Below are 13198 nucleotides of genomic sequence, written 5' to 3'. Positions count from 1 at the left end.
CGGGTCAGCGCCAGCCCCGCCGGGCCGCGATGGCCCCCGCCTGGAAGCGGTTCGCCGCGCCCAGTTGGTCGTGCAGGCGGCTCATCCGGCGTCGCATGGTCCGTACCGACCAGCCCAGCTGGCGCGCTATCGCCTCGTCCTTCAACCCGCTGACCAGCAGGGCGAGGAGCAGCCGGTCCTCCTCGCCGGGTTCCGCGGACTCCTCGCCGGGTCCCGTCGGTTCCGGTGACGCGAGCAGCGGGGTCGCCAGGGTCCAGCACAGCCGCCAGTAGTCCGTCAGCGCCTCGAGCAGCGAGGACGGGCGGATCACCGCCGCGCGCACGTCCGTCAGGTCCAGCGACAGGGGCATCAGCGCGAGTGCGTCGTCCGCGATGGCCAGCTTGATCCGCAGGCCCGGCAGGACCCTCGCCTGCTCCCCCTGGGCCACCAGCCGCCGGATGTCGTCCAGCACCCCCGGCCACTCCAGCGCCTCCGGGGCGTACACCGCGCGGTACGCCAGCCCGCCGCGCATCGCCGTCTCCTCCACCGGGTTGGCGGTGGTCAGTGCGTAGGGCGGCCGGTCCAGGGTGCGGACCTGCTGCTTCGCCTCCTGCTGGAGCCGTACGAACCAACGGCCCAGCGCCTCCCGGCCGGAGACGATCTCGACCTCCTTGGCATCGCCGCGCCGGGCCGCCTCGAAGAGTCCGGCGAGCTCGCCCGCTGCCGACCGTACGCGGCCCAGTGCCACCGTGCGCTCCTGGATCAGCGCCTCCACCGCGTGCTGCGGGTCGATGGCCGCGTAGCGCCGCCGGGGGCCGGAGAGCCGCCCGACCAGCCCGCGGTCGTGCATCCGGTCGAGGGCGCGCGCCACCCGCTCGGAGCCCGTGCCGAGTTCGCTCGCCAGCTCGGCGGGCGCGGCCGCCTGCCGGGCGAGCAGCGCCCGGTAGACCTGCTCGTCGAAGGCGTCGATGCCGACGGCCTCCAGCTCCTGGGACATGCGGGCCATCCTGGCCCACCTGTGCCAGCGGCAGCAATGGGCCACGGGGAATCGTTGCCCTGGCCGGACCGGGCCGCATTAGGTACCGCCTATGGGTCACTCACACCGAAGAACTGCGCATACGGGCCTGGTGGCCGCGGTGCTCGGCGGACTGCTCGTCTCGGTCCCGCCCGCCGTCGCCGCCCCCGAGTCCGCGGGCCGCGGCACGCAACGGGTCATCGTCGAGTTCGAGGGCGCCGCGGCGCTGGAGGCCGGGCCCGGCTCCGCGCGGGACGCCACGGGCGACGGGAGCGCCAAGGAATCCAGGGCCGCGCGGGACGCGCGGGCGGCCGAGGTGACGGCGGCGCGCAAGAACCTGACGGGCAGGCACGACGCGTTCCTGGCCGAGGCGAAGGGCGCCGGCGTCACCGCCCGGTCCGTACGCCGGCACACGCTGCTGCTCAACGCCGTGGCCATGACCGTCGGCGCCGACGACGCGGCGAAGCTGCGCAAGCTGCCGGGTGTGAAGGCCGTCAGCGCCGCCGGCACCTCGCGCGCCCTGGACGCCGACGCGAACGGGGTCGTGGGCAACCCGGCCCTGTGGGACCAGGAGGACCCCGGCGGCGTCAAGGTCACCGGCAAGGGCGTCACCGTCGCCGTGATCGACACCGGGGTCGACTACGGCCACCCCGATCTCGGCGGCGGCTTCGGTGAGGGCCACAAGGTCGTCGGCGGATGGGACTTCGTTGACAACGATGCCGACCCGATGGACGACAACGGCCACGGCACCCATGTCGCGGGCATCGTCGCGGGCAAGCCGGCCGCGGCCGGGGGCGTCACCGGCGCCGCGCCGGACGCCGAACTGCTGGCGTACAGGGTGCTCGGCGCGAACGGCAGCGGCGACGACTCCGGCATCATCGCGGCCATCGAGGCGGCGGTCGACCCGGCCAATCCGCACCGCGCCGACATCATCAACATGAGCCTCGGCAACAGCGCGGGCACCGCGAGCGACCCGCTGTCCCGGGCCGCGTCCGCGGCCGTCGACGCCGGCGTCCTGGTCTTCGCCGCGGCCGGCAACTCCGGTCCCGGCTACTGGACCGTCGGCTCCCCGGCCGCCGCTCCCGGTGTCATCGCCGTCGGCGCCTCCACCAGCGGGATACGGCTGCCCGTGCTCAAGGCGTCGGGCGAGACCCTGCAGAGCTACCGCGGCGGACGGTCCGCCAACCCGCCCGCCGGGGAGGTGACCGCCGGGGTGGTCGGCATCGGCATGGGCACCGCGGAGGACTGGGCGAAGGCGGGCGACGTCCGCGGCAAAGTCGTGCTGTACGCGATCCCGCCGGCCGTGAACCCGTACGACGTGTGGCCCGAGGAGCTCGAAACCTGGCGCGAGGCCGAACGGCGCGGCGCCGCCGCCCTGGTGGGCGGTGTCGGCGGCGGAGGCGGCGGCCCGGTCGTGTTCGGCGGCAAGAGCCGTACGAACCCGCTCCGGCCGCAGCGCGAACAGGAGCCCGCCCGCAGCGGGACCGACGCCCGCAGCGGGGCCGCCGCCCGGAGCGAGGTCCTGCTCGGTGCCACGCCCGCGGAGTCCGGCGACTCCCTGCGCCTGGACCGGCTCGTCGTGACCGGCGTGGACCACGAGACGGGGCAGCGGCTCGCCGCGCTGGCCGAGTCCGGCGGCGAGTTGGTGCTCGGCGGCCGCGACTCCACGGACGAGATGGCCTCGTTCTCCTCCCGCGGCCCGGACTCCGAACGGCTCGGCCTCAAGCCCGATATCGTCGCCCCCGGCGTCGAGATCCTGTCCACCGTGCCCAAGGGCACGGAGCCCACGGGCTACCGGCGGATGTCCGGCACCTCGATGGCCTCGCCGCTCGCCGCGGGCTCGGCGGCGCTGCTGCGCCAGCTGCACCCGGACCGCCCCGCGGACCGGCTGCGCGCCGAGGTGATCGGTTCCGCGAAGCCGCTCGACGGCCCCGACCTCCAGGCGCAGGGCAGCGGCCGGCTCGACACCGCCGCCGCGGCGCGGGCCGGGCTGTACGCCTCCCCCGCCACCGTCTCCTTCGGCCTGGCGCACATGGACCGGCCGCAGGTCACCGGCAGCCGGGAGGTCACCCTGCACAACACCGGCAGCGCACCGGTCGGCGGCAAGGTGACCGTCACCGGCCCCGCGACCGTCACCCCGGACCACGTCGACATCCCGGCGGGCGGCACCGCGAAGGTCACGCTGACCGTCGCGCGCGACCGGCCCGACGTCACGGACTACGCCACCAACTACCTGAGCGGCCGCGTCACCGTCACCCCCGGGGAGGGCCGGGCGCTCACCGTCCCGTACCTGATGGCGGCGATCCCGCTGTACGTCGACCCGGCCGAGGACCCGTCCAACGACGGCTCCACCACCGTGTACGTGTACAGCCCGACACCGCTCACCGCGCCGCCGGTGCTGACGGTCACCCCGCCCAAGGGCAAGGCCTACACCAAGGCGACGGCGCCCACTTCGGACCCGTTCTACTACCGGGCCGATTTCACCGGCCTCGGATCGGGCGTCCACACGATGACCGCCCGCGCCACCACCTCCACGGCGGTGCGCCAATACGGTACGGGCGCCGTCGAGGTGGCCCTCACCGCGCCCAAGGCGAAGAACTGGAAGGCCGTCGGCCCGAACAGCGCCGTGGGCACCACCCAACTGGCCCCCGGCGCCCCGGACCGGGCCGTGATGACCCTCGGCACCCGCCCGGGCGCCTGGCTCACCACCGACGGCGGCAGGAGCTGGCAGCAGCGGGGCCACACCCCGGTCAGCAACGCGCTGACCGAGCCCTCCCTGGTCATCGACTCCCGAGATCCGAAACGCTGGTGGGAGGCCGTGGTCAGCGCCCACCCGTCGGCGTTCCCGGAGGGCGGCGTGCTGATGCGCACCGAGGACAGCGGCCGCAGCTGGGAGCGGATGGCCGGTCCGCCGGCCCCGATCACCCAGCTGAGCGCCGATGCCCGCACCCGCGTCCTGCTCGCCGCGTCCGAGTACACCGGCGAGCGGTTCGTCAGCCGGGACCGGGGCGCCACCTGGACACCGGTGGACCTCACGGGGATCACCGGGTACGTCGCCAAGAGCGTGATCGGCGGCGACGACCTGTACCTCTGGGCCGGCCAGGCGATCTGGGTGATCCGCAACTTCGTCACCGGCACCCCCGGGCCCGCGCAGAAGGTCTTCCAGGCCACTCCGCGCGTGCAGCTCATCGGCGGCTTCGACGCCGACGGCGCACTGCTCGCCATCAAGGTGCAGGGCCAGAACTCGGGCCTGTACGTGAGCCGTGACGGCGGCCGCGGCGTCGAGAAGACCAGCCGCACCTTCAGCGGTCTGGTCGACGTCTCCGGCGGCGACATCTACCAGGACGACCTGAGCGGCACCGGCGCGCTGAGCCGCGACGGCGGCCGTACGTGGACCACGTCCGCGCAGCCCGTACCGGGTTCGGTGGTCTACGACTACGACCGCTGGGCCGACGGTTCCCACACCATCGGCTCCGGCGCGGCCGGTCTGTTCCGCTCCACCCGGGACGGCGGCTACCGCCGGATCGGCGTCCAGGGCGAGTCCGTCCCGGCGCTGGCGGCCTTCGGCGACCAGCTCCTCGCCGGCACTTCGGTCGGCACCTACCGCACCACGGTGCCCGCGGCGAGCCCCGAGTGGGGTGCGGCGGAGCGCGAGGGGACGACCGGTACCGCCGTCGTCGGGTTCCAGCCGTCCGCAGCGGACCCGAAGTCCGGCTGGCAGCTGGTCAATTACCTCTACGACGTGGTGCTGCAGAAGACCACGGACGCCGGCCGGACCTGGTCGGACGTCGCCACCCGCGAGGCGAACGGAACCGCGTTCCTGGTCGACCCCGCGAACCCGGACCGGATGATGATCTCGTACAAGAGCTCCAGTTCGGCGGGCCTCTACACCACGACCGACGGCGGCGCCCACTGGACGACCTTCGACCAGGGCCGGTACTGCGACATCCTCGTGGCCGACCCCGGCAAGCCGGGGCGGATCTGGTGCGGCGGCTGGTGGGGCCTGTCCTCCTCGGACGACTTCGGGGCCACGATGCACCAGGTGTCCGAAGCCGAGGTGCACGCGGTCCAGTTCACGGCGGACGCCATGGTCACGGGCGGTCAGGCGATCCGGGTCAGCAAGGACGGCGGCAAGACCTTCGCCAAGGCCGACACCGGCGCCCTGCGGATCAGCGTCTCCGACCTCCTCCGGGTCGGCAACACCCTCTACGCGGGCACCAACACCCGCTGGACGGACTTCACCCCGACCGGCGGGCGCGGCGTACTGCGCTCCACCGACGGCGGGCTGACCTGGCGGAACATCTCCCGCTCGATGCCGAACAAGGACGTCCTGTCCCTGGCGGCCTCGCCCGACGGCCGGTACCTCTTCGCCGGCGTCGACCAGGGCGGCGTCCACCGCCTGGAGCTGGACGACTGAGGCCGGGGCCCACTCGGTCCGGGCCGGTGCGGCCGCCGTACGACAAGGCGACCGCACCGGCCCGCCTCCGGGCTCGGAGTCGGGGTCGGCGCGATCTTGACAAGTCTTCATGAGCATGACACCAGTGGTGCTGCACCACTCCCACTCCCGTCAGCGGCACCACACCCCGAAGGGGGCGATCAGCGCATGCCCAGGCCTGAGAGCGCGGAACACGACTACGACGTGGTCATCAGCGGAGCCGGCCTCGCCGGCAGCGCCGCGGCGATCCTGCTCGCCCGGCGCGGCGTCCGCGTCGCGCTGCTGGAACGCCGCTCGGACCCCGAGGCGTACAAGGTGCTGTGCACCCACTCCATCACGGCCAACGCCTATCCGATCCTGGACGAGCTCGGCCTCGTCCCCGCCCTGGAGAAGGCGGGGGGCGTGCACAACGAGGCCCGCTGGTATACCCGCTGGGGCTGGATCGAGCCGAAGCCCGCGCCGGGCGGCCCCCCGCTGCCGTACGCGTACAACGTCCGCCGCAGCACCCTCGACCCGCTGATCAGGTCCCGTGCCGCGCAGACCCCGGGCGTCGACCTGCTCCTCGGTCACCAGGTCACCGGAGTGGTCCGGGAAGCCGGACGGACCGTGGGGGTGCGCACGTCGACGCCGCAGGGCGAGCGCGAGATCCGGGCCCGGCTGGTGGTCGGCGCCGACGGCAAGGACTCGGCCGTGGCCAAGCACGCCGGGATGCGCACCTGGACGCATCCGAACAACCGCTTCGGCTACCTCGCCCACTTCCGCAACCTGCCGCTCCGCGACGGCATCGGTCACACCTGGTTCCTCGAACCCGACATGGCCTACGCGTTCCCGAACGACGACGGAGTGACCGTCCTCGCGGTGCTCCCGGACAAGAAGCGGCTGCCGGAGTTCCGCGAGGACCTGGAGGGCAGCTTCGCCGCCTTCGTCCGCGCCCTGCCCGAGGCGCCGGCGATCGACTCCGCCGAGCGCGTCTCGAAGATCATCGGGACGGTCGACTACCCGCTCCACCTGCGCAAGCCCACCGCACCGGGCCTCGCGCTGATCGGCGACGCCGCCCTGACCGGCGACCCCCTGTGGGGAGTCGGATGCGGGTGGGCCCTGGAGTCCGCGCAATGGCTGGCGGAGGCGGTCGCCCCCGCCGCGGCCGGCCGGGGCGACCTCGGCAAGGCGCTCAAGCGGTACGCGGGCAAGCACCAGCGCAAGCTGCGCGGTCACCAGACGCTCGCCATCGACTTCGCCAAGTCCCGTCCGTTCAATGCCGGGGAGGAGCTGGTGTTCGCGGCGGCGGCGCGCGACGCGGCCATGGCGCGGCACATGCACCTGTTCGCGTCCCGGCTGATCGGCCCGGTGCGCTTCCTGAATCCCGTGGTCCTGGCCAAGGCCTGGCTCATCAACATCAAACACCGCGGGGCGGACGACGCATGAGGTCAACCCGTACCGGCTGAGGCCGACCCGGAGCCGGCCGCGCCCCCGTCGCGGCCGGGCAGCAGGACGCGGACCGTGAGCCCGCCGCCCGCACGGGGCGTGGCCACGATCTCGCCGTGGTGCGTGTCGCTGATCGCCCGGACCACGGCGAGCCCGAGCCCGAAACCGCTGCCGCGCTCCCTGCCCTGGTGGAACGGCGCGAACAGCGCGGGCACCTCCTCCGGCGGCACGAGGTCGCCGGTGTTGGAGACCTCCAGGAACACCCTGTCGTCCGCGGTGCCGGTCGCGATCACGGCGGTGCCGCCGGGGTAGTTGTGGCGCACGGCGTTGGCCAGCAGGTTGAGCGCGACCTGCCGGAGCAGCGCGGGGTCCCCGTCCACCGGCGCGTCCGCCGCGTCGAGCGTGACCCTGACCCCGGCGGTACGGGCCTCCTCGGCCAGGTCGTGCGCCGCGGCCCGGGCGGTGTCCGCCAGATCCGTCGGACGCAGCGCCAGTGCGGCGCTCTCCGCGCGCGCCAGGGTCAGCAGGGCCGCGATCAGCCGCTCGATCCGCACGTTGGCGTCGAGCGCGCGCAGGACGGCGGGGCGCAGGTCGTCCGGGACCCGCCCCTGGGCCAGGGGGATCTCCAGCGCGGTGCGCAGGACGGTCAGCGGGGTGCGCAGCTCGTGCGAGGCGTGTGCGGTGAAGCTCCGCTGGGCCGTGAAGCTCCGGTCGAGCCGGTCGAGCATGGCGTCGAAGGTGTCCCCGAGTTCGCGGATCTCGTCGTACGGACCGTCCAGCGCGAGCCGCTCGTCCAGACTGCTGCCGGTGCTGATCCGGCGTGCGGCCCCGGTCACCTGGTGGAGCCGGTGCAGGGAGCGGTGGCTCGCCCACCAGGCGAGCAGCGCGGCGAGCGCGGTGAAGACGGTGAGCAGCAGCGCGGAACGGGTCAGCAGGTCGCCCAGGATGGCGTCCTGGAAGTGGTCGAAGGCCTGGGCCGGGGTCGTCGTGGCGGCGGCCTCGGTGGAGCCCGGGGGCACTGCGGTGGAGCCCGGGGGCAGTTCGGTGGATCCGGGGGGCAGTTCGGTGGAGCCCGGGGGCACTTCGAGGGGCGCCGGGTCGGAGAGCGCCGGGTCCAGAGTTCCGGCGGACTCCGTGATGAGGTCGCGGTTGGCCTCGATGAGCTGGCGCGAGCTGAGCCAGTTCAGCACCAGCACCCCGCAGCCGAGCACGGCGAAGACGGCCGTGGTCACCAGGGTCAGCCGGCCGCGCAGCGGCAGGCGGCCGGGGCCGAGCGGGAAGCGGGATCGGATCACAGCCGGTATCCGTAGCCCGCGTCGTGCACGATCAGGGGCGGATCGCCGATCTTGCGGCGCAGCGCGTGCACGGTGACCCGTACCGCCGTGGTGGCCGGGTCGAGTCCCGTGTCCCACAGCCGCTCCCGCAGGTCCTCGGTGGTGACCGGGGCCCCGTCGGCGGCCAGCAGCAGTTCCAGGACGCCCAGTTCCTTCGGCGTCAGGTGCAGCGGACGGCCGTCCCGTTCGGCGACCCTGCGCACCGTGTCGAGGCGGATTCCGTGCCGGCTCAGCACCACCTCGGCCCGGCCGACCGCGGTGCGGCGGCCGAGCGCGCGCAGCCGGGCGACGAGCTCCAGGTAGGAGAAGGGCTTGGTCATGTAGTCGTCGGCGCCCTGGCCGAGGCCGTCGACGAGGTCGGACAGGGTGTCCGCGGCCGTCAGCATCAGGATCCGGGCCGGGTGGCCCATGCTCGCGAGCGCACGGCACACGGCGTCGCCGCCCAGTCCGGGCAGGTCCCGGTCCAGGATCACCACGTCGTAGTCGGCCTCGCCCGTCCGCTCGAGCGCCTCGAGGCCGTCGTGGGCAACGTCGCAGAGCATGCCCTCGCCGCGTAGCCCTTCGGTGAGCATCAGGGCCAGTTCCCGCTCGTCCTCGACCACCAGCACCCTCATCGCGCCCCGCTCCGTTCGCCCGTGCCGCCGCTGTTCCCTCCGGGCCGGCGCCGGGGACCAGCCTGCCCGCACTCCGGTTAGCCGGTGGTTAGGCGCGCGATCACAAGCGGCTCACCGCACGAACCGTAGAACTGGGCGTTCATCGGCAACGCACTGGGAGTGTGGGACATGCGAAGCGCATCCGCGATACGCGGCCGGACCGTACGGGCCCTGCGAGACCTGCGAGGTCCGCAAGGCCTGCCGGGCCTGCCGGGCCTGCGCGGTCCACGAAGCGTACGGATCCTGCGCGCACTGCCCGCCGCGGCCGCCGCGACGGCGCTGCTGTCCCTGGCCCGGTGCTCGGCCGACGCCCCGGCGCCCGAAGTCGCCGGGGGCGAGCGCGGGAGGCAGGCCACGCCGCAGGACGACGACGCGGTCCGCCGGGCCTGGGTGGACTGCATGCACCGGCAGGGGCGGACGAGCGTCGAGCAGGACGAGGACGGCGCCATCGGCCTTCCGGCGGCGAGCACCTACAGAGGCATGCGGTCCGGGTACGAGGACGCGGCCCGGCTGTGCGACGAGAAGGTGCCCGGCATGCACCAGGTCAAGAAGGCCGACACCACCAAGTTCGTGGAGATGGCCCGCAAGTGGGTCGCGTGCGCGCGCAAGAACGGCTACTCCGAGATGCCGGACCCGGATCCCCAGGAGGCGGTGGTCGTCATCCCGCGCTCGGTGTTCGACGAGGCCCGGTGGGATGCCGCCGCGCGCGCCTGCGATGCGCGGTTGCCGCTGCCCGGCTACCGGATCGGTGGGTGACCGTGCGCCCCATGGACCTGCTGCGCCTGGGCATGATCGGGCCGCGGACGCGCAAGCTGCGTACCGCCCTGTCCGGGCTGGGCATCTCGGTGGGAATCGCCGCCGCGGTCGCGGTCACCGGCATCTCGGACTCCGACCAGCAGCACCTGCCGGCACGGCTGGACCAGCTCGGCTCCGAGCTGGGCACGGCGGCCCCGGTCGGCCGGCCCGCGGTCGCGGTGAGCCGGCCCTCCGATCTCCTGCCGGCCCGCAGCGGGACGGAGAACGACCTCACCCCGCTCGTACTCGTCCTGGCCGGGGTGGCGGTGCTGGTGGGCGGCATCGGGATCTCCAGCACCATGGTCGTCGGCGTGATGGAACGCCGCGGCGAGATCGGGCTGCGCCGCGCGCTGGGAGCCCGGAGCGGCCAGATCTCGGCGCAGTTCCTGCTGGAGGCCGTGCTGGTGGGTTTCATCGGCGGGACGGGCGGACTGCTCCTGGGCAGCCTGACCGTGTACGGCTACGCACTGGTCCAGGGCCGGCCTGCGGTCATCCCGTTCCGCATCCTGATCGCCGGCCCGCCGGTCTCGGTGGTGGTGGGCGCGCTCGCCGGACTGCACCCCGCGCTGCGGGCCGCCCGCACCTCCCCCACGGAGGCCCTGCGTCCGGCGTGACGCCCGCGGATCCGGGCGGGCCGGGGGGTGCCTTCGCGGTACGAGTGCGCAGGTCCGGGATAGGGTGCCGCCGACGGTTGTACTCGGTGGGGTGGGGCGGGACATGACACTGCGGGACGGGGATCCGCGGGCGATCGGCGGGTATGTCCTGATCGCCCGGCTGGGTTCCGGCGGGATGGGGACGGTGTACTCGGGGCGGGCCGCTTCGGGGCGGCTCGTCGCGGTGAAGCTGGTGCACCAGCAGTTCGCCGACGACCCGGAGTTCCGGACCCGGTTCCGGCAGGAGGTGGCGGCCGCCCGGCGGGTGAGCGGGGCCTTCACCGCGGCGGTGGTGGACGCCGACCCGGACGCGGAGCGGCCCTGGATGGCCACCCAGCTGGTGCCGGGACGGACCTTGGGCGCCCGGGTGAAGGCGGACGGGCCGCTGCGCGGGAGCGCGCTGCGCGTGCTCGCGCTCGGGCTGGTGGAGGCGCTGCGCGAACTGCACACCACCGGGGTGATCCACCGCGATCTGAAGCCGGACAACGTCATGCTGACGGACGACGGGCCGCGGGTGATCGACTTCGGGATCTCGCGGGCGGCGGGGCAGCAGACCCTGACCTCGACCGGGCAGATCCTGGGGACTCCGCCGTACATGTCGCCGGAGCAGCTGTCGGCTCCGGCGCGGGTGCGGCCCTCCTCGGACGTGTTCTCGCTGGGATCGGTGCTGGTGTTCGCCGCGACCGGGCGGGGGCCCTTCGACGCCGAGTCCCACTACATGACGGCCTACCGCGTGGTGTCGGACGCGCCGGACATCGAGGGTCTGGCCGATTCGCTACGGGCCGTGCTCGGGGCGTGCCTGGCCAAGGAGGCGGCCGCCCGGCCGGGACCGGACGAACTGCTGGCCGTGCTCGCGCAGATCCCGGCGGCCGACTGGGAGAGCCCGCTCCGCGAGGATGACGGCCCCGGCGGGGAAGCCCGTAAGCCGCTCGGATCCGGGACCTGGACCGGCACGCGGGCCGGCGACGGAGGCGACGGAGCGGAGCCCGGGGCCGGTGCCAACGACTCCGACGGCTCCGACTCCGGCACCAACTCCGGCTCCGGCTCCGGCTCCGGCGGCCCGGAATCGCCCGCCGTGTCCGGGGAGGGATCCGAGGACACCGACGGGGCGCTCACCCGGCAGTCCGGGCCGCCCACCGGCCCCGCCGCCGAGGTGGCGGCCGGGCGGCCCCGGCGGCCGCGCAGGCCCCGCAGGCGCGCTCTCCTCGCCGCGGCGCTCGCGGCTTCGCTGCTGACCGGCGGCGGGCTCTACCTGCGGTTCTCCCCGCCGGCCGGCGGTTCGCGGGACAACGCGAAGGCCCCCGAGTCCTCCGCCGGGCCCTCCGGCACCCCCACCACGCGGGCCCCCTCCACCCCGACGCCCCACGGGACCCTCGCCCCGTACGTGGCCACCGAGGGCGGCAGCCCGGGTGGCAGCCGTGCCTACGCGGACTCGCCCGCCCGGCGCCCCGCCGGGTGGCGGGCCTGGAACGGCACCGAGGACATGGGGTCCTGCGCGTACGCGGAATCCTCTCTGGTGTGCACCGCGGCCCGCCCCGGCAAGGCCTCCGTTCTCAGCCGGTTCAATGCGGCGACCGGCGAACTGCTGTGGGGGTCCCTGCTGGAAGGCATCGTGGACGGGAAGGCCCCGATGGTGGCCCCGGGAGCGACCGCCGGGACCCACACGGTGATCACGCTCGACAGGAGCGGGTTCACCGCGCTGGACCTCGGCGACGGCACCCCCCGGTGGAAGTTCCCCACCAAGGAAATGCTGCGCCGGCCGGTGCTGGACGCGGACGGCAGCCGGGTGTTCGCGGTCTCCATGTCCGGCACGGTCACCGCGCTGGAGACCCGGTACGGGAAGGTCCTGTGGACCCAGGCGGCGTTCGGGTCGGACGGGTCGGCGGACGGCTATCCGGCGCTACGCGTCGACGGGGACCGGGTGTACGTGGAAGGGCGGACCCAGAACGCCGACATGAGGTTCGAGAGCTTCGTGACCGCCCTCGACGGGGCCACGGGCAAGAAGCTGCCGTTCGGGACTGCCCAGGACGGCACCCGCTTCACGATGCCCGGGATCTGCGAGACGCGCGGACTGACCCTGGGCCGGGACGAGAGCGAGGCGACCGTCTTCCTGTGCAACAAGGAGAACGGGGCGGGTGTGCTGCGCGGTGAGCCGGCACGCCGGCGGAGCGCGGACCTCCCCTACGCCGGCACCACGCTGTCCGGACCGGCCGTGGCCGGGGACAAGGTGTACCTGATGGCTACCGCGGCGGGCGGCGAGCCCGGGTTCATGGAGCTCAACCAGGAGTCCGGCGGGGCCGTGTGGCGGATTCCGCTGGCGCAGGAGTGCACCGACCCGGAGCGCCCGGAGGCCTCGAACGCGGTGGTGGTGACCGACGGGCTGGCGTACGTACGGTGCCGGACCTCGGGCGTGGTCATCGACCTGGTCTCCCGCAAGCAGACCGGCCGGTTCGCCGTCCCGGGCGGCGTCCGCCCCGGGGCCGACGACGCGTTCGGCTTCCTGGTGGTGGGCGGGATCGTCTTCACCCCGACCGCCAAGGGGTGGTCCTCCGTCGAACCCTCGCCGGTCTAGCCCGTCCAGGCCGTCTAGCCCGTCCAGGCCGTCCAGGACGTCCAGGCCCGTGCGCGAGAGCCGGCCCCGGCGGGTGCCGGCCGGCGAGGGAGGGGCCGGTGCAGAGGTCCGGTCCCCTCCCAGGGCGGCGAATGGGGTCGCCGCCCCGTCAGCGGGCGATCAGCAGCCGCTCGTGTGCCAGCGGCAGGCCGTGATCAGCGCGGCGGCGTGCTCCTCGCCGCGGGCGTCCTCGGTACGGAGGTCCTCGGGCAGGACCTGGAGGGCGTCGATGTCGAACTCCGCCATGGCGGTCTCCTTCTGTGCGGATGGAACTGCAGCGAGAACTGCAGAGGGAACT

General features: G+C 74.2%; 9 protein-coding genes. 5 read left to right on the top strand and 4 right to left on the bottom strand.

Annotated elements, in window-relative coordinates; genetic code table 11:
* Positions 1–4: 4 nt before the first annotated feature.
* Positions 5–976, bottom strand: coding sequence for a helix-turn-helix domain-containing protein (locus ACFRU2_RS32605; protein ID WP_382979082.1), 972 nt, complete (start codon positions 974–976; stop codon positions 5–7).
* A 91-nt stretch (positions 977–1067) separates the two neighbouring features.
* Here ACFRU2_RS32605 and ACFRU2_RS32600 point away from each other — a divergent pair, with 91 nt between their 5' ends.
* Together ACFRU2_RS32600 and ACFRU2_RS32595 are read left to right on the top strand one after the other, a co-directional pair.
* A complete protein-coding gene (locus ACFRU2_RS32600; protein ID WP_382979079.1) occupies positions 1068–5411 on the top strand; it encodes a S8 family serine peptidase in 4344 nt (1447 codons plus the stop codon).
* 186 nt (positions 5412–5597) lie between these two features.
* Entirely contained in the window at positions 5598–6854 is a 1257-nt protein-coding gene (locus tag ACFRU2_RS32595) for an NAD(P)/FAD-dependent oxidoreductase (protein ID WP_382979076.1), read from the top strand.
* A gap of 2 nt (positions 6855–6856) precedes the next feature.
* Here ACFRU2_RS32595 and ACFRU2_RS32590 read toward each other — a convergent pair whose 3' ends face one another.
* Entirely contained in the window at positions 6857–8149 is a 1293-nt protein-coding gene (locus ACFRU2_RS32590; RefSeq protein ID WP_382979073.1) for a sensor histidine kinase, read from the bottom strand.
* The gene (locus tag ACFRU2_RS32585) at positions 8146–8802 is read right to left on the bottom strand and encodes a response regulator transcription factor (RefSeq protein WP_382979070.1); all 657 of its coding nucleotides are present in this window, start codon (positions 8800–8802) and stop codon (positions 8146–8148) included. The genes ACFRU2_RS32590 and ACFRU2_RS32585 overlap by 4 nt, the downstream gene beginning before the upstream one ends.
* Before the next feature lie 168 nt (positions 8803–8970).
* Here ACFRU2_RS32585 and ACFRU2_RS32580 point away from each other — a divergent pair, with 168 nt between their 5' ends.
* From ACFRU2_RS32580 to ACFRU2_RS32570, 3 genes are all read left to right on the top strand, one after another.
* Positions 8971–9597: a hypothetical protein gene (locus ACFRU2_RS32580; protein WP_382979067.1), complete on the top strand. Its 627-nt coding sequence runs from the start codon at positions 8971–8973 to the stop codon at positions 9595–9597.
* An 11-nt stretch (positions 9598–9608) separates the two neighbouring features.
* Positions 9609–10250, top strand: a complete 642-nt coding sequence (locus ACFRU2_RS32575) for an ABC transporter permease (protein ID WP_382979064.1) — start codon at positions 9609–9611, stop codon at positions 10248–10250.
* A gap of 103 nt (positions 10251–10353) precedes the next feature.
* Positions 10354–12861, top strand: coding sequence for a protein kinase (locus ACFRU2_RS32570; RefSeq protein WP_382979061.1), 2508 nt, complete (start codon positions 10354–10356; stop codon positions 12859–12861).
* 159 nt (positions 12862–13020) lie between these two features.
* Here the strand turns inward: ACFRU2_RS32570 and ACFRU2_RS32565 are convergent, their stop codons facing one another.
* A complete protein-coding gene (locus tag ACFRU2_RS32565; protein WP_250744215.1) occupies positions 13021–13146 on the bottom strand; it encodes an ALQxL family class IV lanthipeptide in 126 nt (41 codons plus the stop codon).
* Between the last annotated feature and the right edge of the window lie 52 nt (positions 13147–13198).

This window comes from Streptomyces sp. NPDC056883 (assembly GCF_042788835.1).
In the GTDB taxonomy this organism is placed as follows: Bacteria; Actinomycetota; Actinomycetes; order Streptomycetales; family Streptomycetaceae; genus Streptomyces; species Streptomyces stoeckheimensis.
Note: the sequence above shows the minus strand (reverse complement) of the source record. Positions and strands in the feature narration are given on the sequence as shown.

Bases quoted from the DNA above. Each gene is read 5' to 3' on its own strand.
- ACFRU2_RS32600 (WP_382979079.1), top strand. From the start codon at position 1,068: ATGGGTCACTCACACCGAAGAACTGCGCATACGGGCCTGGTGGCCGCG.
- ACFRU2_RS32565 (WP_250744215.1), bottom strand. From the start codon at position 13,146: ATGGCGGAGTTCGACATCGACGCCCTCCAGGTCCTGCCCGAGGACCTC.
- ACFRU2_RS32605 (WP_382979082.1), bottom strand. From the start codon at position 976: ATGTCCCAGGAGCTGGAGGCCGTCGGCATCGACGCCTTCGACGAGCAG.
- ACFRU2_RS32575 (WP_382979064.1), top strand. From the start codon at position 9,609: ATGGACCTGCTGCGCCTGGGCATGATCGGGCCGCGGACGCGCAAGCTG.
- ACFRU2_RS32580 (WP_382979067.1), top strand. From the start codon at position 8,971: ATGCGAAGCGCATCCGCGATACGCGGCCGGACCGTACGGGCCCTGCGA.
- ACFRU2_RS32585 (WP_382979070.1), bottom strand. From the start codon at position 8,802: ATGAGGGTGCTGGTGGTCGAGGACGAGCGGGAACTGGCCCTGATGCTC.
- ACFRU2_RS32570 (WP_382979061.1), top strand. From the start codon at position 10,354: ATGACACTGCGGGACGGGGATCCGCGGGCGATCGGCGGGTATGTCCTG.
- ACFRU2_RS32595 (WP_382979076.1), top strand. From the start codon at position 5,598: ATGCCCAGGCCTGAGAGCGCGGAACACGACTACGACGTGGTCATCAGC.